At 65.9% G+C, this 24,020-nt stretch carries 21 protein-coding genes and 1 pseudogene; 14 read left to right on the top strand and 8 right to left on the bottom strand.

Annotated elements, in window-relative coordinates; genetic code table 11:
• Positions 1-40: 40 nt before the first annotated feature.
• From VGV58_RS19955 to lpdA, 5 genes are read left to right on the top strand one after another with little or no spacing between them, the layout of a single operon-like run.
• A complete protein-coding gene (locus VGV58_RS19955; protein ID WP_326875769.1) occupies positions 41-2,998 on the top strand; it encodes a 2-oxoglutarate dehydrogenase E1 component in 2,958 nt (985 codons plus the stop codon).
• 39 nt (positions 2,999-3,037) lie between these two features.
• Positions 3,038-4,267 carry a 2-oxoglutarate dehydrogenase complex dihydrolipoyllysine-residue succinyltransferase gene (odhB, locus tag VGV58_RS19950; protein WP_326875768.1) on the top strand — a complete coding sequence of 410 codons (1,230 nt, stop codon included), beginning with the start codon at positions 3,038-3,040 and terminating at the stop codon, positions 4,265-4,267.
• A gap of 9 nt (positions 4,268-4,276) precedes the next feature.
• Positions 4,277-4,660: an MAPEG family protein gene (locus VGV58_RS19945; RefSeq protein WP_326875767.1), complete on the top strand. Its 384-nt coding sequence runs from the start codon at positions 4,277-4,279 to the stop codon at positions 4,658-4,660.
• A 20-nt stretch (positions 4,661-4,680) separates the two neighbouring features.
• Positions 4,681-5,112, top strand: a complete 432-nt coding sequence (locus VGV58_RS19940; protein WP_326875766.1) for a VOC family protein — start codon at positions 4,681-4,683, stop codon at positions 5,110-5,112.
• Positions 5,113-5,133: 21 nt separating this feature from the next.
• Positions 5,134-6,534 carry a dihydrolipoyl dehydrogenase gene (lpdA, locus tag VGV58_RS19935; RefSeq protein ID WP_326875765.1) on the top strand — a complete coding sequence of 467 codons (1,401 nt, stop codon included), beginning with the start codon at positions 5,134-5,136 and terminating at the stop codon, positions 6,532-6,534.
• Between the two features lie 47 nt (positions 6,535-6,581).
• Here the strand turns inward: lpdA and VGV58_RS19930 are convergent, their stop codons facing one another.
• Entirely contained in the window at positions 6,582-7,373 is a 792-nt protein-coding gene (locus tag VGV58_RS19930) for a class I SAM-dependent DNA methyltransferase (protein ID WP_326875764.1), read from the bottom strand.
• Positions 7,374-7,474: 101 nt separating this feature from the next.
• Entirely contained in the window at positions 7,475-8,329 is an 855-nt protein-coding gene (gene folD, locus VGV58_RS19925) for a bifunctional methylenetetrahydrofolate dehydrogenase/methenyltetrahydrofolate cyclohydrolase FolD (protein WP_326875763.1), read from the bottom strand.
• Between the two features lie 223 nt (positions 8,330-8,552).
• On the opposite strand from folD, the gene VGV58_RS19920 reads away from it, so the two are divergent.
• From VGV58_RS19920 to VGV58_RS19900, 5 genes are all read left to right on the top strand, one after another.
• A complete protein-coding gene (locus VGV58_RS19920; protein WP_326875762.1) occupies positions 8,553-9,881 on the top strand; it encodes a cytosine deaminase in 1,329 nt (442 codons plus the stop codon).
• Positions 9,878-11,305, top strand: a complete 1,428-nt coding sequence (locus VGV58_RS19915) for an FAD-binding oxidoreductase (RefSeq protein WP_326875761.1) — start codon at positions 9,878-9,880, stop codon at positions 11,303-11,305. The genes VGV58_RS19920 and VGV58_RS19915 overlap by 4 nt, the downstream gene beginning before the upstream one ends.
• 8 nt (positions 11,306-11,313) lie before the next feature.
• Positions 11,314-11,907: an NAD(P)H-dependent oxidoreductase gene (locus VGV58_RS19910; RefSeq protein ID WP_326875760.1), complete on the top strand. Its 594-nt coding sequence runs from the start codon at positions 11,314-11,316 to the stop codon at positions 11,905-11,907.
• 81 nt (positions 11,908-11,988) lie between these two features.
• Positions 11,989-12,462: a MarR family winged helix-turn-helix transcriptional regulator gene (locus tag VGV58_RS19905; protein ID WP_326875759.1), complete on the top strand. Its 474-nt coding sequence runs from the start codon at positions 11,989-11,991 to the stop codon at positions 12,460-12,462.
• 104 nt (positions 12,463-12,566) lie between these two features.
• Entirely contained in the window at positions 12,567-13,484 is a 918-nt protein-coding gene (locus VGV58_RS19900; RefSeq protein ID WP_326875758.1) for a DMT family transporter, read from the top strand.
• A gap of 143 nt (positions 13,485-13,627) precedes the next feature.
• On the opposite strand, the gene VGV58_RS19895 is transcribed toward VGV58_RS19900, so the two are convergent.
• Positions 13,628-14,530, bottom strand: coding sequence for an NAD(P)-dependent oxidoreductase (locus VGV58_RS19895; RefSeq protein ID WP_326875757.1), 903 nt, complete (start codon positions 14,528-14,530; stop codon positions 13,628-13,630).
• Between the two features lie 104 nt (positions 14,531-14,634).
• Between VGV58_RS19895 and VGV58_RS19890 the strand changes: the two genes are divergently transcribed.
• Positions 14,635-15,720: a LacI family DNA-binding transcriptional regulator gene (locus VGV58_RS19890; protein WP_326875756.1), complete on the top strand. Its 1,086-nt coding sequence runs from the start codon at positions 14,635-14,637 to the stop codon at positions 15,718-15,720.
• A 7-nt stretch (positions 15,721-15,727) separates the two neighbouring features.
• On the opposite strand, the pseudogene VGV58_RS19885 reads toward VGV58_RS19890, so the two are convergent.
• From VGV58_RS19885 to VGV58_RS19865, 5 genes and pseudogenes are all read right to left on the bottom strand, one after another.
• A pseudogene (locus VGV58_RS19885) lies at positions 15,728-16,654 on the bottom strand (NAD(P)-dependent oxidoreductase); the annotation flags it as partial.
• Between the two features lie 13 nt (positions 16,655-16,667).
• Positions 16,668-17,573 carry a carbohydrate ABC transporter permease gene (locus VGV58_RS19880; RefSeq protein WP_326875755.1) on the bottom strand — a complete coding sequence of 302 codons (906 nt, stop codon included), beginning with the start codon at positions 17,571-17,573 and terminating at the stop codon, positions 16,668-16,670.
• Positions 17,566-18,519: a carbohydrate ABC transporter permease gene (locus tag VGV58_RS19875; RefSeq protein WP_326875754.1), complete on the bottom strand. Its 954-nt coding sequence runs from the start codon at positions 18,517-18,519 to the stop codon at positions 17,566-17,568. Before VGV58_RS19875 ends, VGV58_RS19880 begins: the two co-directional genes overlap by 8 nt.
• Positions 18,520-18,578: 59 nt before the next feature.
• Entirely contained in the window at positions 18,579-19,886 is a 1,308-nt protein-coding gene (locus VGV58_RS19870; protein ID WP_326875753.1) for an ABC transporter substrate-binding protein, read from the bottom strand.
• 106 nt (positions 19,887-19,992) lie between these two features.
• Positions 19,993-21,045, bottom strand: coding sequence for an ABC transporter ATP-binding protein (locus VGV58_RS19865; protein ID WP_326875752.1), 1,053 nt, complete (start codon positions 21,043-21,045; stop codon positions 19,993-19,995).
• Between the two features lie 211 nt (positions 21,046-21,256).
• Here VGV58_RS19865 and VGV58_RS19860 point away from each other — a divergent pair, with 211 nt between their 5' ends.
• From VGV58_RS19860 to VGV58_RS19850, 3 genes are all read left to right on the top strand, one after another.
• Entirely contained in the window at positions 21,257-22,051 is a 795-nt protein-coding gene (locus VGV58_RS19860) for a FadR/GntR family transcriptional regulator (protein ID WP_326875751.1), read from the top strand.
• A 177-nt stretch (positions 22,052-22,228) separates the two neighbouring features.
• Entirely contained in the window at positions 22,229-23,203 is a 975-nt protein-coding gene (locus VGV58_RS19855) for a 2-hydroxyacid dehydrogenase (RefSeq protein ID WP_326875750.1), read from the top strand.
• A complete protein-coding gene (locus tag VGV58_RS19850; protein WP_326875749.1) occupies positions 23,188-24,003 on the top strand; it encodes an AprI/Inh family metalloprotease inhibitor in 816 nt (271 codons plus the stop codon). Before VGV58_RS19855 ends, VGV58_RS19850 begins: the two co-directional genes overlap by 16 nt.
• The last annotated feature ends 17 nt before the right edge of the window (positions 24,004-24,020 follow it).

Below are 24,020 nucleotides of genomic sequence, written 5' to 3'. Positions count from 1 at the left end.
CCGGGCACGACGCGGTAAGTCAGGACAGGACGACAGCACCATGGCTCGCCAGGACATCAACGAGGCTCTCGCGCAGACGGGTTTCCTCTATGGCGGCAACGCGGCCTATATCGAGGACCTCTACGCCCGCTATCAGGCCGATCCCAAGTCGGTCGATCCGGAGTGGCAGGGTTTCTTCTCCGCGCTGAACGACGACAGGCAGGTCGTTGTCGACAACGCCAAGGGCGCGTCCTGGAAGAGGCCGAACTGGCCGATCCCGGCCGGTGGCGAGCTGGTCTCGGCGCTCGACGGCAACTGGGCCGCGGTCGAGAAGGCTGTCGGCGAGAAGCTCGGCGCCAAGGCCAAGGCTGCCGGCGCGACCCTGTCCGCCGCTGACGTCCAACAGGCGACCCGCGACTCGGTCCGCGCGATCATGCTGATCCGCGCCTACCGCATGCGCGGCCATCTCCACGCCCAGCTCGATCCGCTGGGTATCGAGAGCCAGAAGGATCCGGAGGAGCTGTCGCCGGCCGCCTTCGGCTTCACCGAGGCCGATCTCGACCGCAAGATCTTCATCGACAACGTGCTCGGCCTGGAGTTCGCCACCATCCGCGAGATGACGGCGATCCTGCAGCGGACCTATTGCGGCACGGTCGGCATCGAGTTCATGCACATCTCCGACCCTGAGCAGAAGGCCTGGCTGCAGGAGCGGATCGAGGGGCCGGACAAGGAGATCGCCTTCACCCGCGAGGGCAAGCGCGCGATCCTGAACAAGCTGGTCGAGGCGGAAGGCTTCGAGAAGTTCCTCGACCTCAAGTTCACCGGCACCAAGCGCTTCGGCCTCGATGGCGGCGAGTCGCTAGTTCCGGCGCTGGAGCAGATCATCAAGCGCGGCGGCGCGCTCGGCGTGCGCGATATCGTCTTCGGCATGGCCCATCGCGGCCGCCTCAACGTGCTGACCCAGGTTCTGGGCAAGCCGCATCGCGCGCTGTTCCACGAGTTCAAGGGCGGCTCCTTCGCGCCTGACGACGTCGAGGGCTCGGGCGACGTCAAGTACCATCTCGGCGCCTCCAGCGATCGCGAGTTCGACGGCAACAATGTCCACGTCTCGCTGACCGCCAACCCCTCGCATCTCGAGATCGTCGACCCCGTCGTGCTCGGCAAGGTGCGCGCCAAGCAGGACCAGTTCGGCGACATCGTCGAGCGCTCGAAGGTGCTGCCGCTGCTGATCCATGGCGATGCCGCCTTCGCCGGCCAGGGCGTCGTGGCCGAATGCCTCGGCCTGTCCGGGCTGAAGGGCCACCGCACCGGCGGCTCGCTGCACTTCATCATCAACAACCAGATCGGCTTCACCACCTATCCGCGCTATTCGCGCTCCTCGCCCTATCCGTCCGACGTGGCGAAGATGGTCGAGGCACCGGTCTTCCATGTGAACGGCGACGATCCGGAAGCGGTCGTCTTCGCCGCCAAGATCGCGATTGAGTTCCGGCAGAAGTTCCACAAGCCGGTCGTCATCGACATGTTCTGCTATCGCCGCTTCGGCCATAACGAAGGCGACGAGCCGGGCTTCACCCAGCCGCTGATGTACCGCAAGATCCGCGGCCACAAGTCGACGCTGGAGCTCTACAGCACCAAGCTCGAGGCCGAGGGCGTGATCCAGCCGGGCGAGCTCGACCAGATGCGCGCTGCCTGGAAGGAGAAGCTCGAGGTCGAGTTCGAAGCTGGCCAGGCCTTCAAGCCGAACAAGGCCGACTGGCTCGACGGCCGCTGGGCCGGCATGAAGGCGATCCGCGCCGACGAGGATGATCCGCGCCGCGGCGCGACCGGCGTGCCTGAAGCGGTGCTGAAGGAGATCACGCAGAAGATCACCGAGGTCCCGGAAGGCTTCAACGTCCACAAGACGATCCAGCGCTTCCTCGACAACCGCCGCAAGGCGGTCGAGAGCGGGCAGGGCATCGACTGGGCGACGGCCGAAGCGCTGGCCTTCGGTTCGCTGCTGCTCGACGGCAATCCGGTGCGCCTCTCCGGCCAGGATTGCGAGCGCGGCACCTTCTCGCAGCGCCATTCTGTGCTGATCGACCAGGAGACCGAAGCCCGCCACACCTCGCTGAACCATATCCGCGAGGGCCAGTCGCGCTACGAGGTCATCAACTCGATGCTCTCGGAAGAGGCGGTGCTCGGCTTCGAATACGGCTACACCCTGTCGGAGCCGAATGCGCTGACGATGTGGGAGGCGCAGTTCGGCGACTTCGCCAATGGCGCGCAGGTCGTGTTCGACCAGTTCATCTCCTCGGGCGAGCGCAAGTGGCTGCGCATGTCGGGCCTCGTCTGCCTGCTGCCGCACGGCTATGAGGGGCAGGGTCCGGAGCACTCCTCGGCCCGTCTCGAGCGCTTCCTGCAGATGTGCGCCGAGGACAACATGCAGGTGGCGAACTGCTCGACTCCGGCGAGCTATTTCCACATCCTGCGCAGGCAGCTGAAGCGCGACTTCCGCAAGCCGCTGATCCTGATGACGCCGAAGTCGTTGCTGCGCCACAAGCGCTGCGTCTCCGATCTCAGCGAGCTGGCCGAAGGCTCGACCTTCCACCGCGTGCTGCACGACGATGCCGAGCGCGGCAAGTCAACCACCAAGCTGGTCAAGGATTCGAAGATCCGCCGCGTCGTGCTCTGCTCGGGCAAGGTCTATTTCGACCTGCTGGAGGAGCGCGAGAAGCGTGGGCTGGACGATGTCTACCTGATGCGCGTCGAGCAGCTCTATCCGTTCCCGCTGAAGTCGCTGGCGCAGGAGCTGGCTCGCTTCAAGGGCGCCGACGTCGTCTGGTGCCAGGAGGAGCCGAAGAACCAGGGCGCCTGGACCTTCGTCGAGCCCTATCTGGAGTGGGTGCTGGGCCATGCCGGCTCGAAGTCGAAGCGGCCGCGCTATGTCGGCCGCCCGGCCTCGGCCGCGACTGCGACCGGCCTGATGTCGAAGCACCTCGCCCAGCTCAACGCTTTCATGGATGAGACCTTCGCGGTCTGACCCTACGCCTGATCTAAAAGACACGAGAAGAGGCCTGACATGGCGACCGAAATCCGCGTTCCGACCCTCGGCGAATCCGTTTCCGAGGCCACTATCGGCAAGTGGTTCAAGAAGCCCGGCGACGCGGTGAAGGCGGACGAGCCTTTGGTCGAGCTCGAGACCGACAAGGTGACGCTGGAGGTCAACGCTCCGGCCGCCGGCGTGCTCGGCGAGATCGTCGCCAAGGAAGGCGAGACGGTCGGCGTCAGCGCGCTGCTCGGCACGATCGCGGCCGGCGACGGCAAGGCGGCTGCCGCTCCGGCCAAAGCCGCCGAAGCGCCGAAGCCCGCTGCCGCCGCTCCGGCTCCGGTGGCTACGGGAGCTGCCACCAAGGCGGCCGATTCCGGCCCGGCCGTTTCGCGTCTTGCCGCCGAGAGCGGTGTCGACCCCTCAAAGGTCGCCGCCTCCGGCAAGGATGGCCGCGTCACCAAGGGCGACATGCTCGCGGCGATCGCGGCCGGCCCGGCCGTCGCCGCTGCTGCGCCTGCGGCTCCGGTTCAGGTCCGCGCCCCGTCGGCTCCGGACGACGCTTCGCGCGAAGAGCGCGTGAAGATGACCAAGCTGCGCCAGACCATCGCGCGCCGCCTCAAGGAAGCGCAGACCAACGCCGCAATGCTGACCACCTTCAACGAGGTGGACATGACCAACGTCATGGCGCTGCGCAACCAGTACAAGGACGTGTTCGAGAAGAAGCACGGCGTGAAGCTCGGCTTCATGGGCTTCTTCGTGAAAGCCTGCGTGCAGGCGCTGAAGGAAATTCCCTCGGTCAACGCCGAGATCGACGGCACCGACATCGTCTACAAGAACTACTATCATGTCGCGGTCGCCGTCGGCACCGACAAGGGCCTGGTCGTGCCTGTGGTGCGCGATGCCGACCAGCTCTCGATCGCCGGTGTCGAGAAGGAGATCGGCGCCCTCGGCAAGAAGGCGCGTGACGGTTCGCTCAAGATCGAGGACATGCAGGGCGGCACCTTCACCATCTCGAATGGTGGCGTCTACGGCTCGCTGATGTCGACGCCGATCCTGAACGCGCCGCAGTCGGCGATCCTGGGCATGCACAAGATCCAGGAGCGTCCGATGGTGGTCGGCGGCCAGATCGTGATCCGGCCGATGATGTATCTGGCGGTCTCCTATGACCACCGCATCATCGACGGCAAGGAAGCCGTGACCTTCCTCGTCCGGATCAAGGAAGGCCTGGAAGACCCGGCGCGCCTCGTCCTCGACCTCTGAGGCGAAACCATGCTCTCGCTGATCGTCGCGAGCGTCGCCCTGCTCTTCGTCCATATCGGAGCGCAGGCGATCGCGGCGACCAGCGAGCTCGGCTCGGCCTGGAATGCCGGACCGCGCGACGAAGGCGTGAGACCGAAAGGCGTCGTCGCCGGGCGGGCCGAGCGGGCGCTGCGCAACTATCTGGAGACCTATCCGGCCTTCGTGGCACTGGCCGCGGCATTGGTCGCAAGTGGCCGCGCCGACGGTATCGGCTTCATGGGGGCTGTGGTCTGGCTGATCGCCCGCATCGTCTACATCCCGCTCTATCTCACCGGCATCCCATATTGGCGCAGCCTGGTCTGGCTGGCCGCTGTCGTCGGCCTGGCGCTGATGGCGGCCCGCCTGCTGGTCTGATCCCGGAAGGAGGAGGGAGCATGGCCTTCGGACCCAACCCGCCACCGATCCAGGCGCATCTCTGCGTCAAGGGCGGCGAAGCGGCGATCGCCTTCTACGAGAAGGCTTTTGGGGCGCAGTGCGCCTTCAAGGCGATGGCCGAGGATGGCGAGCGCGTCATGCATGCCAACCTCGCCATGTTCGGCAGCGAGGTGATGCTGCATGACGAATTCCCCGAATTCGGCGGCGATGTGTTGGCGCCGCATTCGCGCAGCGGCGCCAGCATGACGATCAGCATCAACCTGCCGGCGCCGGCCGATGTCGATGCCGCCATCGCCAGGGCCGCTTCTGCCGGCGCGGATGTCGTCATGCCGGCGAGCGACGTGTTCTGGGGCGCCCGCTATGGCCGCCTGCGCGATCCCTTCGGCCATGTCTGGGCCTTCAACGCGCCTCTGGCGCAACAGCAATCGTAAAGTCTGAACGGAAGAGAGACCATGTCCTACGATCTCGTCGTCATCGGAACCGGCCCCGGCGGCTATGTCTGCGCCATCCGCGCCGCCCAGCTCGGCCTCAAGGTCGCGGTGGTCGAGAAGCGCAAGACGCATGGCGGCACCTGCCTGAATGTCGGCTGCATCCCCTCCAAGGCGCTGCTGCATGCCTCCGAGATGTTCGACGAGGTGAGCCACACCTTCCCGAGCCTCGGCATCAGCGTCGGCAAGCCCAAGCTCGATCTCAAGCAGATGCTGGTCCACAAGCAGGAGACCATCGATGCCAACGTCAATGGCGTCGCCTTCCTGCTGAAGAAGAACAAGATCGATCCGTTCCACGGCACGGCCTCGATCCCGGCCGCCGGCAAGGTCGTCGTCACCGCCGAGGACGGCAAGACGCAGGAGCTCACGACCAAGAACATCGTCATCGCCACCGGCTCGGAATCGGCGGCGCTGCCTGGCGTCACGACCGACGAGAAGACGGTGGTGACCTCGACCGGCGCCCTGGAGCTCACCTCCGTGCCGAAGGAGCTGCTGGTGGTCGGCGCCGGCGTGATCGGCCTGGAGATCGGCTCGGTCTGGGCCCGGCTCGGCGCCAAGGTCACGGTGGTCGAATATCTCGACCGTATCCTGCCGGGCATGGACGACGAGATCGCCAAGCAGTTCCAGCGCATCCTGCAGAAGCAGGGCTTTACCTTCCATCTCGGCTCGAAGGTGACCAAGGTCGACGTGGCCAAGAAGGGCGGCGCCACCGTCACCGTCGAGCCGGCCGCGGGCGGCGAGGCCAAGACGCTGAACGCTGATATCGTCCTGGTCGCGATCGGCCGTCGTCCGAACACGGACGGCCTCGGGCTCGATAAGGCCGGCGTCGCTACCGAGCGCGGCCGCGTCATCATCGACGATCACTTCAAGACCAATGTCGACGGCATCTACGCGATCGGCGATGTCGTGCGCGGGCCGATGCTGGCGCACAAGGCCGAGGATGAAGGCGTCGCCGTCGCCGAGATCCTCGCGGGCAAGCACGGCCATGTGAACTACGACGCCATTCCCGGCATCGTCTACACCGCCCCCGAGGTCGCCGCGATCGGCAAGACCGAAGAGGAGCTCAAGGCCGCGGGCGTCGCCTACAAGGTCGGCAAGTTCCCGTTCACGGCCAATGGCCGGGCGCGGGCGATGCGGCACACCGACGGCTTCGTCAAATTCCTCGCCGATGCGGCGACCGACAAGGTGCTCGGCTGCCACATCATCGGCCCGCATGCCGGCGACCTGATCGCCGAGGTGACGGTGCTGATGGAGTTCGGCGGCTCGGCCGAGGATCTGGCCCGCACCTGCCATGCCCATCCGACGCTGGCCGAGGCGGTCAAGGAAGCGGCGCTCGCCGTCGACAAGCGCCCGATCCATATGTGAGGCGAGGCCGCTCCGGCGGCCATGCTTTCAGTTTCGGGGCCGGCGCGTCAGTGTGGCGCGCCGGCTTTTTTGCAGACGAGGTTCAGGAGACCGTCGCGGCTGGTGTCGTCATCCGCCGCGAGCGGACGGCCGTCCTCGCCGAAGCGAGCCAGGACCTCGAAACCGGCCGCCTCGAGCTGGCGTTCCTGCGTCGCCAGGTCGACGAAATAGAACAGCCCGCTCCAGCGATGGGCCGGGTCGACATGGATGGCGTAGTCGGCCTCCTCATGCGCGAAGGGCCGCAGGCGCAGATAGTTGATCCAGCTCTGCGGATGCACCGAGTTCACGATCTCGCGCGGATGCCACGAGCGCGCATGCAGCGGCATGCCGCCGGCGCGGTGCCAGGCGCGATTGTGGAACGAGAAGGCGAAGACGCCGCCAGGTGCCAGGATCTCGTGCACGCTCGCGATGACCGCGAGGCGCTCGGCGTGGTCGAAGGCGCTGAGGATGGCGAGGGCGCCGAGCACGAAGTCGAAGCGGCCCGGCCCGAACTCGCTGATCGCGCGGACATCCATGTCGAGGAAGGTCGCGCCCGGAAAGCGACGCCGCGCGACGGCGAGCATCGCATCGGCCTTGTCGATCCCGACATAGTCGGCGACGTCAGGCAACAGCGCTCCCGTGGTGCGGCCGGAGCCGACGCCGAGGTCGAGCAGGCGCTTGCCGGCATAGGCGTCGTGGAAGCGCTCGAGGATCACCGCCTCGGAGGCAAACAGGCTCTGCCCGCCGTACCATTCGGCGATCTCGGTTCGGTCGAACAGGTCGGCATTGTGCCGGGCGATGTCGATCGTCGTGGCGTGCATGGCGCGCCTCCGCTTCAGTCGAGAGCCCGACCATGCTCCCGTCCGCGGCGGCGCACAAATTCTTGGTTAATGTATAGTTAACGCCGGCATCGGCTTTCGGGCTATCCGCGCCGGGCGCGATAGGCGGTCAGCGTGTTGCGCAGCAGGCAGGCGATCGTCATCGGGCCGACGCCGCCGGGGACAGGCGTGATCGCACCGGCGACCTCGACAGCCTCGGCATAATCGACATCGCCGGCGAGCTTGCCGTCGGGCATGCGGTTGATGCCGACATCGATCACCGTTGCGCCCGGCTTGATCCAGTCACCCTTGACCATGCGCGGCCGGCCGACGGCAGCGACGACGATGTCGGCGCGCTTCACCACGGCCGGCAGGTCGCGCGTGCGCGAATGGGCGATGGTGACAGTGCAGTCCGCCTGGAGGAGGAGCTGCGCCACCGGACGTCCAACGAGTTCCGAGCGGCCGATGACGACCGCTTCCAGCCCGGACAGCGATGGCAGCGCCTGCTTCAATAGCAGCATGCAACCGAGCGGCGTGCAGGGGACGAGGCCGTTCTTGCCGCCAGCTAGCAGGCCGGCATTGATCGGGTGGAGGCCGTCGACATCCTTGGCCGGGTCGATGGCATCGATGATGCGGCCGGTGTCGATATGCCTGGGCAGCGGCAGCTGGACGAGGATGCCGTCGACGCCGTCATCGGCGTTGAGCTCTGCGATCTTGGCGAGCAGCGCCGCTTCGGTCGTCTCCGCAGGCAGGCGATGAGCGACCGAGTTCATGCCGATCTCGGCCGCGAGCTTTTCCTTGGAGGCGACATAGACCTTGCTGGCCGGGTCCTCGCCGACGAGCACGACATGCAGGCCCGGCACAGGCTTGCCGCCCGCCTTGAGCGCTGTGACCTCGCGACCGATCTCGGCCCGCAGTTCCGCCGCCGCCGCTTTGCCGTCGATGATGCGTGCCGTCATGACCAGCTCCTTGGTGAGGCATCGGATCGAAAAGCGGATTCCCGTTTCCGGTTTGATGCCCTGCGCCGTTCTCTTGCTGCATCGCGACAGAACGGACAAGGGCCGCCTTGCGTTGAATCTCCGGCGGGTGGGGGTGCCGCTCGCGCCGCTTGATCGGAGCGCGCCTTGCCAGCATGGTCCGCAAGTGATTCAGAGGGCGGCTTGCAAGCCGGAGACGACTGACGTGGCCACCGGCTTTGCAGCAATCCCGGCTTCCGGCAGCTATGTGCTGCGCAATGCCAGGGCGCCTGCCTGCCTGGTCGAGGCCGGCAGCCTGGCAAGCGATCGCGACGGCCTGGCGCTGCTCGACATCGCCATCGAGGACGGCGTCATCGCCTCGCTCCTGCCGGCGGGCACGCCTGCGCTCGATGCAGTGCCGGCGCTCGATCTCGATGGCGGTATCGCGCTGCCGCGGCTGGTCGACGTCCACACTCATCTCGACAAGGGCCATATCTGGCCGCGCCGACCCAATCCGGACGGCAGCTTCATGGGCGCGCTGGGCGCGGTCGCGGCCGATCGCGAGGCGAACTGGTCGGCCGGGGACGTGCGGGCGCGCATGGAGTTTGGCCTGCGCTGCGCCTACGCCCATGGCACGGCGGCGATCCGCACCCATCTCGACTCGCTCGGCAAGCAGATCGGCATCTCCTGGCCGGTTTATGCCGAGCTCAGGGCCGAATGGGCCGGGCGGATCGTGCTGCAGGCGTCGCCGCTGTTCGGTGTCGATGCCGCCGTCGATCCCGCGCATATGCAGGCGATCACGAAGGCCGTGACCGATCATGGCGACCGCCTCCTCGGCGCCGTCACCTATATGGTGCCGGAGCTCGACGCCGGGCTCGACACGCTGTTCCGGACCGCGATCGAACACGGCTTCGATCTCGACTTTCATGTCGACGAGACCAATGATCCCGCGGCGCGCTCGCTCGAGCACATCGCCGATGCGGCGCTGCGCCATCGCTTCGCGGGCAAGATCCTGGCGGGGCATTGCTGCTCGCTTTCGCTGCAGACACCGCAGGACGAGGGGCGCATCATCGCCAAGGTCAGGGAGGCCGGCATCGCCGTGGTCTCGCTGCCGATGTGCAACATGTATTTGCAGGACCGCCAGCGCGGACGCACGCCACGCTGGCGCGGCGTCACGGCGCTGCACGAGCTGAAGGCCGCCGGCGTGCCGGTGACGATCGCCTCCGACAATACGCGAGACCCGTTCTACGCCTATGGCGATCTCGACCTCGTCGAGACGCTGCGCGAAGGCACCCGCATCCTCCAGCTCGACCATTCCGACCGGGGTTGGGCGAGGGCGGTTGCTGCGACGCCGGCCGAGATCATGGGACTGTCGAGCGCCGGCCGCATCGCGGTGGGCGGCCCTGCCGACCTGGTCCTGACCCGCGCCCGCGACTGGACGGAATTCTTCGCCAGGCCGCAGGCTGACCGGACCGTTCTGGTCAATGGTCGCGCCATCGACCGTACTTTGCCCGATTATCGCGAACTCGATTTCCTGATGAGCCGCTCCGCATGACCGTACGCTACGATATCGATGCCCTGAAGTGCCGCCTGAACGGCATCCGCACCGAGGACAATCCGGCGCTGGTCAAGCAGAAGAGCCGTGACTTCTTCTGGTATTCGCCGAAGCTGAAGCGCCAGCTCGACCATGTCGTCGCCGACATCATCGTCTCGCCGACCAGTGAAGCGCAGGTGCTGGAGACGCTCTCGGCGGCGCATGCGCTCGGCATTCCCGTGACGCCGCGCGGCACCGGCACCGGCAATTACGGCCAGGCCATGCCGCTTTCGGGCGGGATCGTGCTCGATCTTTCCGGCTTCAACAAGGTGACGAGCATCGAGGCCGGGCGCTACGTCGCCGAGCCCGGCGCGGTGTTGGCCAAGATCGACCAGGAGACGCGCGCCCACTCCCGCCAGGAGATCCGGCTGCACCCGTCGACCTATCACACGGCTTCGGTCGGCGGCTTCATTGCCGGCGGCTCCGGTGGCGTCGGCTCGATCAAATGGGGCGGCCTGCGCGACTGGGGCAACATCATCTCGCTGCGCGTCGCGACCATGGAAGGCACCCCGCGCATCCTCGAGCTCCAGGGCGAGGACCTGCACAAGGTCGCGCATGCCTACGGCACCAACGGCATCATCACGCAGGTCGAGATGCCGCTCGGCCCGGCCTATGCCTGGGTCGATGTCATCCTCGGCTTCGGCGATTTGCGGGGTGCGACCGAATTCGCCAATGCGCTCGGCGAGCAGGACGGGCTGGCGCTGAAGAACCTCGCCGTGGTCGCCGCCCCGGCGCCGCACGACTATTTCCTGCGCCACAGGAAGTTCCTGCCGCGCGACAGCCACTGCGTCATGATCATGGTCGCCGACTTCGCGGTCGAGTCGATGCTGGCCTTCGCCCGCCGCTTCGGCAGCTCGCAAGTGCTGATGCGCTCCGACAAGCTGTCAGCGGAGGAGGCCAAGGGCCTGCCGCCGACCTTCGAGCTCGGCTGGAACCACACCACCTTGCGGGCGCTGCGCGTCGATCCGTCGATCACCTATCTGCAGGTGCTCTATCCTTTCCCGAACCAGGTTGATCTCGTCGACAAGATTCATACCCGCTTCGGTGACGAGGTCACCTGCCATCTCGAATTCGTTCGCTTCGACGGCAAGATCACCTGCTTCGGCCTGCCGCTGGTGCGCTTCACCAGTGAGGAGCGGCTGGAGGAGATCATGGCGATCCATGAGGAGATGGGCGCGCCGATCTTCAACCCGCACCGCTATACGCTGGAGGAGGGCGGGATGAAGCAGACCGACGAGGTCCAGCTCGCCTTCAAGCGCGAGGCCGATCCGCAGGGGCTGCTCAATCCCGGCAAGATGATCGCCTGGGAAGACCCGAACTACGACTACCGCTCGGGCAAGACCTTCCTGTTCAAGGCGCTCGGCGAAGCCGGCGTCGGCAACTGAGCCGAGCGATGCGGGCGCTCGTCCTCTATGCCCACCCCGACCCCCAGAGCTTCGGGGCGGCGGTGCATGAGACACTCGTCTCCGGCCTGCGCCGGGCCGGGCACGAAGTCGATGATTGCGATCTCTATGCCGAGGGCTTCGATCCGGTGCTGAGCCGCGAGGAGCGGGTCGGCTATCATGATCTCGCCAGCAATCAGAAGAATGTAGCCGGCTATGTCGAGCGCTTGCAGCAGGCGGAAGCGCTGTTCCTGTGCTTCCCGGTCTGGAACTACGGCTATCCTGCGATCATGAAGGGTTATTTCGATCGCGTCTTCCTGCCCGGCGTCTCGTTCAAGCTGGTCGATGGTTCGATCCGCCCGAATCTCTGGAATATTCGCCGGCTGACGACGGTGACGAGCTATGGCGGCTCGCGCTGGCGGACTTTCCTGATGGGCGACCCGCCGCGCCGGCAGATCAAGCGGGGCCTGCGGGCGGTATGCCATCCGGCGGCGCGGGTCTCCTATCTCGCCCATTACGACATGAACCGCTCGACGCCGCAGAGCCGGGCAGCTTTTCTCGCCAGGGTCGAACAGGAAATCGCACGGATTCAAAAGCCTGTCTGACAATTGTCATCGGCCTGTCATGAAGGCGGGCGATTGCACAGCCGGCGAAAAGTATCCGCAACCTTTTCCAAGGGCCGGCTCATGACCAAGTCCCTCGAAAAAAGCGTCGGCCGTGCCTTGTTGGTGACGGCGCGACTTCACAGGGCACGGATGGGCGAGCGCCTCAATGCGCTTGGGCTCTTCCCGGGCCAGGAACAGGCGCTGAAATCCCTGCAAGGCGCCCCGATGACGATGGGCGAGCTTGCTACCCTGCTGCGGGTCAAGCCCCCGACAGTGTCCAAGACGATCGGCCGGCTCTCGCTGCAGGGGTTGGTGACGCGCGAGGGGGGCGGTCGCGATGGCCGGCTGGTGCAGGTGGCGCTGACCGAGAACGGCCAGAAGACCGCGGCGGCGCTCGATGCGGTCTGGAACCAGGTCGAGGAAGAACTGCTCGAAAAGCTCGACGCCAAGGAGCGCAAGCAATTGCGCAAATTGCTGCGCAAGGCGTCGAAGGGCCTGTCCAAGGCCGGCGCCGATGTCGACGAGGTCGATGACGAGGCCGAAGACGCAGCTTGAGGTTGAACGCGCCAGTGACATGACTCTCATGCGCTGGCGGGCTGGTTTCAAGCCTTAAATCGGTTCATCTATGTCTCGTCATTCCTCCAGAGCATGACGAGATCGTGTCGGCCGCTCCCGCTCCGCTTCCGGATACGCGCCGGACACGCCTGACCGCCATCGCCCTGATGAGCGGGGCGATCGTCTGCTTCTCCCTGCTCGACACCTGTGCGAAATGGCTCGGCGGCACGATGCATCCGATGCAGGTCGTGCTGGCGCGCTACGTGATCAGCGTCGCGCTGGTCTCACTGCTGCTCAATCCCTGGAGCCATCCGGGCATTACCCGGACCAAGCGGCCCTGGCTACAGGGCTTCCGCTCGCTGCTGCTGCTCGGCTCGACCGCTCTCAACTTCGTTGCCCTGCAATATCTGCAACTGGCCGAGACGGTCTCGATCATGTTCGCAGCACCCTTGCTGGTCGCATTGATCGCCGGGCCCTTGCTCGGCGAATGGGCCGGGCCGCGCCGGCTGATCGCGATCGGCGTCGGCTTCCTCGGTGTCCTCGTGGTGACGCGGCCGGGACTGGGCGGCCTGCATCCGGCGGCCCTGCTCAGTGTCTGCGGCTGCTTCTGCTACGCCTTCTATGCCCTGTCGACGCGGATGCTGGCGTCGAGCGATTCGCCGCAGACGACGATGTTCTACTCCGGCATCGGCGGGGTGGTGATCATGCTACCGCTGGTGCCATTGTACTGGTCGTGGCCGGCGGATTGGCAAAGCTGGCTGCTGATGTGCGGCACCGGTTTCTTCGGCGCGGTCGGCCACTGGCTGCTGATCCTGGCGCATCAGCGGGCGCCGGCGACGATCCTGGCGCCGTTCATCTATTCCCAGATCGTCTGGATGATCCTGCTCGGTTGGTTCGTCTTCGGCCAGATTCCCGACCGCTTCACCTTCATCGGTTCGGGCATCGTCATCGCATCGGGGCTCTATCTGCTCTATCGCGAGCGCGTTCGGCATGTGCCCGAGGGCTCAGCCCGGCTCGATTGATCCGGCAGGGCTGGCACAGCTCTTGAAGCCTCCATCCGTGGATGGAGGCCATGATGACGGTTTTGCACCGCACCGGGCTACCGGCTACCGCGTTCGGCACAGATGTGCTCCGGGCGCGTCCCGCTATGGCACGATCGCCGGATTCAGCCGAGCGAGACCTTGCTCTGGCCGGCGACGAAGTCCGAGAGCATCGGCACGTAGTCCTCGCCCTTGCCGCTGGCGACGGCCGCCGCATAGACGTTCTTGACGGCGCCGCCGACCGGGTTCGGGACGCCGGCGGCATTGGCGAGGCTCTCCAGATAGCGGACGTCCTTCAGCGCGTTGGAGAGCGTGAACTTGTGGGCGTCGCGGTCACGCTCCAGCACATATTGCATGAAGGTCCGGTAGAAGCCGCACTCCATGCGCCCGCCGGTGATGACACTGTCGAAGGTCTGCGGGGTGATGCCGACCTTCTGCGCCAGGGTCAGCGCCTCCGCATAAATCGCGCCATAGCCGAGAGAGAGGAAGTTGTTGAGCAACTTCATCTTATGACCGTCGCCGACCGGGCCGAGATGGACGATCTTCTGGGCCCAGGCTTCGCAGACCGGGCGGATGCGCTCGAAAACCGCGCTGTCGGCGCCAATCATCGTGGAGAGTTGACCGAGCTTCGCCTGGGCGGGTGTTCCGCCCAGCGGAGCGTCGCAGAGGTGCAGGCCGATGGCAGCGAGCCGCTCCGCCAGAGCGATCGTCGAGACCGGGTCGGAAGTCGAGCAGTCGACGATGACCGTGCCGGGCCTGGCGCCGGCGGCGATGCCGTCGGGGCCATTGACGACCTGCTCGACCTGCGGCGAGCCGGTAACGCAGAGGAAGATGATGCTCGCCTTCTCGGCAAGCTCCCTGGGCGTGGCGGCCTCCGTGGCGCCTTCGGCCTTCAGCTCCTCGACGGGCCGACGATTGCGGTGGCCCATGACGGTGAGGGGGAAGCCCTTGGCGAGAATGCAACTCGCCATGCCCTGACCCATGTAACCGACGCCGATGAAGCCGATCGATTCTTTAGTCGCGCTCATCTTCAGTTTCTCCGAATTCTATGAGATGGAACAATGCAATGCGGAACGATTTGGCCAAGAACTGGTTGAATGCATCGGCGTACCGGCTTCAGGAGAAGCGATCGATGGCGAATGACGGACACTCGCGCGACCCTTCGGGGGCGGGGAAGGCGGGCGTCAAACCCGGTGGCCGGGGTCGCGTTACCTTGCAGATCATCGCCGACCGGCTGGAGGTCTCGACCGCGACGGTTTCGCTCGCTCTGCGTGAAAGTCCGCTGGTTGCCGATGGCACGCGCCTGCGGGTGCAGCAGATCGCGCGCGAGATGGGCTATAGCTACAACCGCAGCGCGGCCTCGCTCAGGACCGATCGGACCAATATCCTCGGCGTCGGCTTCCACGACATCACCAATCCCTATTTCGCCGAGCTGCTTGCGGCGATCGAGGAGACGGCGGCGGCGCATGGCCGCTCGATCTTGCTCGGCACCTATGCCGAGAACCTCCAGCGGCAGGACCGTGTCCTCACCACGCTCAAGGAATATCGCCCCGACGGCATGATCATCTGCCCGGCCGGCGGCACCACGGCGGAGACGCTGCAGCATCTGATGGCGGCGCAAGTGCCGCTGGTTCAGCTCTCCCGCGAAATTCCCGGCATCGGGCTCGATTTCGTCGGCTCGGACGACCGGCACGGCACGGTGCTGGCGGTCGAGCACCTGCTCGGCCTCGGCCACACCCGCATCGCCTTTCTCGGCGAAAGCCCGCTGATCTCGACCGGACGCAACCGCTATCGCGGCTATTGCGAGACCCTGGCCAAGCACGGGCTGCCGCTCGACCCGACGATCGTCTACTCGGCCTATGGGACGCGCGAGAACGGGCTGAAGGGTGTCCAGAAGGTGCTCGACGCGGCGAACCGGCCCACCGCTGCAGTCTGCTTCAACGATCTCACGGCCTTCGGCGCGATGCTCGGCCTGCGTCATCGCGGCCTGGAGGCCGGTGCGGACTTCTCGATCATCGGCTGCGACGATGTTCAGGAAGCCTCGCAATGGTACCCCGCCTTGACCACGGTCAAGAACTTTCAGGACGAGATGGGCCGCAAGACCGCCGAGATGCTGCTCCGCCGTATCGCCGATCCCGCAGCGCCACCGCAGCGCGCCGTGCTGACCCCTGAGCTGGTGGTGCGCGGGACCACGGCGCCGCCGAAGACCGCGCGCTGAAGCTGGATCAGGCATCGTTGTCCGGCTTGCGGTTCAGCGCCCGGTAAGCGCGGACCACATGCGAGTCGTCGCGTCCGCCATGGCCAAGGCCCGAGGCGGCGAGGAACATCTGGTGCGCGGCCGCTGCGAGCGGCAAGGCCGCCTTGGCGGCACGGCCGGCGTCGAGGACGATGCCGAGGTCCTTGACGAAGATGTCGACTGCGCTGGCCACCGGCGGCTCGTCTTCGAGCATGCGTGGGCCGCGATCCCTGAGCATCCAGGACGAGGCGGCCGAGCCGCCCATGATCTCGAACAGTACCTTGCCATCGATGCCGGCTTTCTGCGCCAGCGACAACGCCTCCGCCGCGACTGCGATATGGACGCCGCAGAGCAACTGATTGACAGTCTTCACCGTCGCGCCCTGGCCCGGCTTCCCGCCGACATGGAAGACCTTGTCTCCCATCGCATCGAGCACTGGTTTGGCCCTGGCGAAGCTGTCGGCGGAGGCGCCGACCATGATGGTGAGCGTGCCTCCTTCGGCGCCCTTCACACCGCCCGAGACCGGCGCATCGACGAAATGCCGGCCGGTCTTGGTCACGGCGTCGGCTATGGCCTCGACCTCGCCCGGCGGACAGGTCGCCATCAGGATGACGGTAGCGCCCGGAGCCAGCGTATCGAGCGCGCCGGCATCGAACAGGACCGAGCGGGCCTGCGCGGCGTTGACCACCATCAGGACGAGCGTATCGGCGCCCTCCGCGGCCTTTGCCGCGCTGTCGGCGGCGTGGCCGCCGGCCGCGACGAGCGCGGCCCGGGCGCTCTCCCTCATGTCGAAACCTGTGACGCGGAACTGGCGCTTGACGAGATTCTCGGCCATCGGCGCGCCCATGGCGCCGAGCCCGACGAAGGCGATTGAAGTCACAATTATTTGCCTTGGTTGGAAGACGGGCGGCCAGGCCGCCCGCCCGGAGCTACTCCTTCACCGCACCCGTCATCGAGGCGACGTAGTAGTCGACGAAGAACGAATAGAGGATCGCGACAGGGATCGAGCCGAGCAGGGCGCCGGCCATCAGCGAGCCCCAATGGTAGACGTCGCCCTCGACGAGCTGGGTCAGCACCGCGACCGGCACCGTCTTCTTCTCGGCCGACTGGATGAAGGCGAGCGCGTAGATGAACTCGTTCCAGGACAGGGTGAAGGCGAAGATGCCGGCCGAGATCAGCCCGGGCAGTGCCAGCGGCAGAGTGATCTTCCAGAGCGTCTGCAACCGGGTCGCGCCGTCGATCATGGCGCATTCCTCGAGCTCGTAGGGGATCGACTTGAAGTAGCCGATCAGGAGCCAGGTGCAGAACGGGATCAGGAAGGTCGGATAGGTCAGGATCAGCGCGAGCTGCGAGTCGTACAGCCCGAACTGGAAGATCAGCGTCGCCAGCGGGATGAACAGGATCGAGGGCGGCACCAGATAGGCCAGGTAGATGGCAAGGCCGACATAGTTCGAACCCTTGAACTTCAGGCGCTGGATCGCGTAGGCGGCGAGCACGCTGGCGAAGAGCGAGAGGGCGGTCGCGACTGTCGCGACCGTCATCGTGGTCAGCAGCCATTGCGGGTAGTCGGTCTGGAAGAGCAGCTTGTTGATGTTCTCCAGTGTCGGCGACTTCACCCAGAACGGATTGTTGTTCTTGTAGTCGAGCAATTCGCCATTCGGTTTGATCGCCGTGATCGCCATCCAATAGAACGGGAACAGCAGCACGATCACGAAGATCGAGAGCGGCAGATAGAGCGTTATGAAGCGGCGTGGTCCCGAGGACCAGTCGATCACGCCGGTCCGCTCCTTGTCGACGAGATGCGGACGCGGGGCAGGGGAGGCCTGGTCAGTCATTGTCTTCTCCCTGCTGCCATTTGCGGCGGGCGAGCGCGAAGTAGCTGAACAGCGTCGCCATCACGAGGAAGGGGATCATCGCCACCGCGATCGCCGCGCCCTCGCCGAGCTGGCCGCCGGGGATGCCGCGCTGGAAGGCGAGGGTGGCCATGAGGTGGGTCGAGTTGATCGGGCCGCCGCGGGTGATGGCGTAGACGAGCTGGAAGTCGGTGAAGGTGAACAGCACCGAGAAGGTCAGCACGATCGCCAGGATCGGCATCAGCATCGGCAAAGTGACATGCCGGAAGCGCTGCCAGGCATTGGCTCCGTCGAGCATCGCCGCCTCGTAGAGCGCCGGCGAGATCGTCTGCAGACCGGCGAGCAGCGAGATCGCGACGAAGGGGATGCCGCGCCAGACATTGGCGGCGATCAGCGACCAGCGGGCCGGCCAGGGCGAGCCGAGGAAGTCGATATAGGTGTCGCGCCAACCGAGCACGTCGACCAGCACATAGGAGATGATCGAGAACTGCGGATCGTAGATCCACCAGAAGGCGATGGCCGAGAGCACGGTCGGCACGATCCAGGGCACCAGGATCAGCGCGCGCAGCAGCGACTTGAACGGCAGGTGGTTGTTGAGCAGCAGCGCCAGCCAGAGGCCGAGCCCGAACTTCCCGACGGTCGCGACGCCGGTATAGAGCAGCGTGTTCCAGACCGAGGTGATGAAGACCGGGTCGTGCCAGAGCGACTCGAAATTCTCGAAGCCGATGAAGATGCCGCTGCGACCGATACGCGTATCGGTAAAGGCGAGCCAGATGCCGAGGCCGAGCGGATAGCTCAGGAAGACCAGCAGCAGGCCGAGTGCCGGCAGCAGGCAGATGAAGATCAGGAATGGCTTGTAGTCGAACAGCCTGACCAGCCAGCCCTGTTCGGGCTGGGGAGTCGGCCGGGCCTCCGCCGCAATCGTCATGGCGCTTTATCCCGTGATGGAGCCGCGCCGCCGGTAGGCGGCGCGGTGTCGACGGATGATCAGGTGCGGTAGTAGCGCTTGGCGCGGCGCTCGGCCTCGGCTGCCGCCTGCTCGGGCGTCGCCTGGCCGGCGCAGACGGAAGCGACCATCTGGACCATGACGTATTCGGCGTTGACGGTGCCGGCCGCCTCGGTGATCGCGCCCTTGTAGCCGCTCCACAGAGCCCGCTCCCAGGTGTCGCGATAGACCAGGATCTTGGGATCGCTCTCCCAGACCTTGCTCTGCGCATAGCCTTTCAGCGGCTGGGTCCAGTAGCCGAAGCAGCCGGTCAGCCACTTGTCATACTGTTCCTTCTCCATCATGAAGCGGAGATATTCCTTGGCCGCGTTCGGGAACTTGGTGTGCTTGAACACCATGGCGTTGATCACCAGCGCCGTCTCCGTCGGCCGTCCCACGCCCGCGCCGACCGGCATCGGCGCGTGGTTGAGGTCCTTGCCGATCGCGGCGGTCTTCTCGTCCTTGGAGTTCTTGATCGAGAAGTAGAGCGAGACACCGTTCTGGGTCAGACCGACTTCGCCCGCCGTCAGCGCCTTGTTGTTGCTGATGTCGAGCCAGGAGAGCGTGCCAGGGATGAAGGTCTCGTAGAGCGCCTTGGCGTATTTCAGCGCCTCGATCGTCTCCTTGCTGTTGATCGCGACCTTGTTGTTCTCGTCGACCATGTAGCCGCCATGCGACCAGACCAGCCAGTTGCAGAAGGCGTTGCCGTCGCCGACCGCATTGCCGAGCGCGAAGCCGGCCGGGTGGCCATTGGCCTTGAGCTTGCGGCAGAGGTCGAGGAAACCGGCATGGTCGGTCGGGAACTTGTCGAAGCCCGCTTCCTTGACCCAGGATTCGCGATAGACCGCCGGGCCGCCGGAGCCGCCCATCGGGATCGAGATCCACTGGTTGGTCTTGTCCTTCTTGCCGTATTTCTCGGCGACCGGGTACCAGCCGCCATATTTCTTGCCGAGGTCTTCGGCGACCGCCGTCAGGTCGATCAGCTTGTCGGCGAAGATGTGCGGATCGTCGGCCCAGCCGACGACGACGTCAGGGCCGGCGCCGGTGTTGGCGGTGACGGCGGTCTGCGGGCGCAGATCCTCCCAGCTCGCGTAATCGACGCGGACCTGGACGCCGGTCGCCTTGGTGAATGCTTCGGTGTTCTCGTTGAAGATGGTCTGGTCGGGATCGACGAATTTGGTCGGGCGCAGCACGCGCAGTGTCGCGCCCTTCTCGATATTGGCGGTCTGGGCGATCGATGGTGCGGCAAGGGTAGCGCCGGCTGCGAGCCCTGCGCCGCCGATCAATACGTCACGTCTGGAAATGCTCATCGGTTGTCTCCTCCGGGTTGCCGCGAGGCCCTGCATGGGAGCCTCGTCGCGATTTGTCGGGACGGTGCCGCTGCCGGAGTGTTCTCCGTGCAGCGGCCCGTAAGTTTCAGATACGCTTGCCGCTGGCGGCGTCGAAGAGATGCGTCACCGAGGTGTCGGGACGGATATTGATCGTCTCGCCGGGCCTGGCGGTGATGCGTTCGCGGAAGACGCAGGTCAGGTCCTGCCCGCCGCAGCGAACGACGACCTGGGTTTCCGAGCCCATCGGCTCGATGACCACGACCTCTGCGGGAAGCCCGCTCGGATCGAGAATGAGATGTTCCGGACGGATGCCCAGCACGGCAGCCCGATCGTTCGAATCCGCGGGATGCTTGCCGATCGGCCAGATCACGCCGCCTTGCGTCTCGAAGCCGTTGGCGCGGATCGTGCCCTTCAGCAGGTTCATCGAGGGCGAACCGATGAAGGCTGCGACGAAGAGGTTCGCCGGGTTGTCGTAGAGATCGAGCGGGGCGCCCATCTGCTCGACGATGCCGTCATGCATCACGACGATCTTGTCGGCCATGGTCATGGCCTCGATCTGGTCGTGGGTGACGTAGACCGTGGTGGTCTTCAGGCGCTGGTGCAGCTCCTTGATCTCGGTGCGCATCTGCACGCGCAGCTTGGCGTCGAGGTTCGAGAGCGGCTCGTCGAACAGGAAGACCTGCGGATCGCGCACGATGGCGCGGCCCATGGCGACGCGCTGGCGCTGGCCGCCCGAGAGCTGGCGCGGATAACGGTCAAGCAGCTTGTCGAGGCCGAGAATGCCGGCTGCCTTGTTGACGCGCTCGTCGATCTCGGCCTTCGGCGCCTTCCGCAGCTTCATCGAGAAGGCCATGTTGTCGGCCACCGTCATATGCGGATAGAGCGCATAGTTCTGGAAGACCATGGCAATGTCGCGCTCCTTCGGCGGCACGTCGTTGACGACGCGCTGACCGATGCGGATCTCGCCGCCCGAGATGTTCTCGAGGCCGGCGATCATGCGCAGCAAGGTTGACTTTCCGCAGCCCGACGGGCCGACGAGGATGACGAATTCGCCATCGTTGATGTCGATGTCGACGCCGTGAATGACCTGCGTCGAGCCATAGGCCTTGCGCACGTCGGCAATCTGGACGGATGCCATCTTGGTTGTTTCTCCCGCTCTTCAGGTTACCCCGGGGTGCCTGACACAATCCCCGCCGGCGGCGTTGCAGAACATCGGCTTCTGATGGCCGATCGAGACGAAGCCGCGCAACCCAGGCGAGCCGCCTGTTGCGTCAACCCCGTTCCCGGATAAAGTCATACGATAGAAACAGGCGTGTCAAGCGCTGGACAGGCAGCGGGCGAGCTCTCGCATGCTGGCGATCACGGAGGAGAAGCGCGGTTCGATGCAGCTTCATGTCAAAGCGCGCGCGACGAGGCTCAACCCCGACCGATTGTTCGGCCAGGTGGCGCACAGGCTCGCGGTGGCGATCATCACCGGCGCTTCGCCTGCAGGGTCGCTGCTGCCGAACGAGGACGATCTGAAGGACGAAATCTCGGTCTCGCGTACAGCTTATCGCGAGGCGGTGAAGTTCCTGAGCGGCAAGGGACTGGTCGAGGCCAAGCCGAAGAGCGGCACGAGGGTGGCGCCGCGCGAGGCCTGGAACCTGCTCGATCCCGATGTGCTCGCCTGGCATTTCAAGGCCGATCCCAACGAGAAATTCATCCGCGATCTGTTCGAGCTTCGGCTCTTCGTCGAGCCGAGCGCCGCGCGGCTGGCGGCGCAGCGGCGCAGCGATGCCGATCTCAGCCGGATCGAGGCGGCCTTTCGTGGCATGGCGGAAAACCCGCCCTATGCCGAGCCGACCGTCAATGCCGACCTCGCCTTCCATGAGGCGATCTTTGCCGCGACCCGCAATCCGCCGCTGCAATGCCTCGCGCCCGTCGTCTGCGCGACGATCCAGTGGTCGCTCTTTCTCAAGGCTCCGGACGACCAGTTCTTCTTCACCGCGTCCTTGATCGATCACGAACGCGTTCTCGACGCGATCGTGCAGCGCGATGGCGACCTCGCGGCGGCGCGGATGAGCGGGCTGGTGATCGACAGCCTGAACAGCACCTTGCGCCTGCTCGCCGGTCGAGCTGACGCAAATACGAGCAAAACGGCGTGATTAAATCATACTATATCGGGCTGAATCGACAGCCGAGCCGGGATGGCATGACCGGCTTTGCAAGCAGCCCCTGTCTGCGGCTATGGGAATTCCCCGGCGGCGTCCGCGCAGCTAGATTGATTTAATCGTTTTAAGAATTTGAAATCAAGCCAGCAGGCGTTCCACGAAAGCAGGGCCATGACCGCGCAGAACAAGATCGAGATCATCATGACCGGGCCGCTGATGGCCTATGCCGCCGATCAGCTGAAGGCGCGCTTCATCGTGCACGAGCTCTGGAAGGAGCAGGACCGCCCGGCGGCGCTGGCTGCGGTGAAGGACCGGGTGCGCGGCGTCGCCGGCGGCGGCGCGCATGTGCGGATCGACGACGCGCTGTTCGATGCGCTGCCCAAGCTGGAGGTCGTCTCGAATTTCGGCGTCGGCTACGACAATGTCGACGCCAAGGCGGCCGGCAAGCGCGGCCTCGTCGTCACCAACACGCCGGATGTGTTGACCGACGAGGTTGCCGACCTCGCCATCGGCCTTCTCCTGTCGACCGTGCGCCAGCTGCCGCAGGTCGATCGCTATCTGCGCGCCGGCAAGTGGCTGCAGGGCGCCTATCCGCTCACCACCTCGCTGCGCAAGCGCAAGATCGGCATCGTCGGCCTCGGCCGGATCGGCAAGGCGGTGGCGCGCCGGCTCGAAGCCTTCGACGTGCCGATCGCCTATCATGGCCGCTCGCGCCAGGCCGATGTCGCCTATCGCTACTATCCCTCGCTGGTCGAGATGGCCCAGGATGTCGATACGCTGGTCTCGGTCGCGCCGGGCGGCGACTCGACCTACCACATCATCAATGCCGAGGTGCTGAAGGCGCTCGGGCCGAACGGCATCGTCGTTAATGTCGGCCGCGGCACGGTGATCGACGAGCAGGCGCTGATCGAGGCGTTGAAGTCCAAGACGATCCTCTCCGCCGGCCTCGACGTGTTCGAGGACGAGCCACGCGTGCCGGCCGAGCTGATCGCGATGGATCATATTGTCCTGCTGCCGCATGTCGGCTCGGCATCCGTGCATACACGCGAACAGATGGGCCAGCTGCTGGTCGACAATCTTGTTTCATGGTTCGATGGCAAGGGTCCTCTGACACCGGTTGCCGAGACGCCATGGACAAAAGCCTGATCACGACGGGAATGCGGCGCGGGGCGGCAATCGCCGCTCTGGTGCTGCTCATTGGCTCGCCGGCGGCGGCGCAGACGCAAGCGCTGCCCCGCGGCGCCGAGCGGGCTCCCGAGGCGTTGAAGCCGTTCATCGGCGCCTGGGACCTCGAGAAGCTCGGAGCGGCGCGCGAATGCACGGTCACCTTCGGCACCGAGGCGGCCGGGCAGGGGCGGCAGGTCAGGTTCCCGGCGACGTGCCGGCGTGCTCTGCCGATCCTCACCGGGGTCGTCGCCTGGGACGTGGCGGACGGCGCTCCCAGGCTGCTCGACGGCCACGGCAAGGCGGTGATCGTCTTCAGCCAAAAGGCTGACCCAGGACGGCGCGGCAAAGGCAGCGATGGCGCGGAATATGGGCTCGATCCCGCCGGTTATGTGCGGGCGCAGCAGCGTCCGGCGCCCGGCCGGGCGGAATTGGCTGCAACGGAGGCGGCGCGCCCGACCACGGTTGATCCGGCGAGCGCGCCAGCTCCGGCGACGGTACCCGGACGCTATGCGGTGATGCGGCAGGTCGGGCGCGAGGTCTGCAAGCTTGCTCTGTCGACGAGCCCCTCGGCCAATGCGGGCGCGTTCACGACGAGCTTCGACGGGCTCTGTCCCGATACCGGGTTGACGATCTTCTCGCCCGTCGCGTGGCGGTATGAGGCGGGCCGCCTCGAATTGATCGCCCGCAAGGGCCACAAGGTAGAGCTGGTCTTCGAAGGCGGGCAATGGCGCAAGGACCCGGCGGTCGGCGCGCCATTGATGCTGAAGAAGCTGCCTTAAGGCCGGGTCGTGATGCT

The organism is Allobosea sp., from assembly GCF_035944895.1.
Classification (GTDB): Bacteria; Pseudomonadota; Alphaproteobacteria; order Rhizobiales; family Beijerinckiaceae; genus Allobosea.
This window is presented reverse-complemented; position numbering and strand designations above follow the sequence as displayed.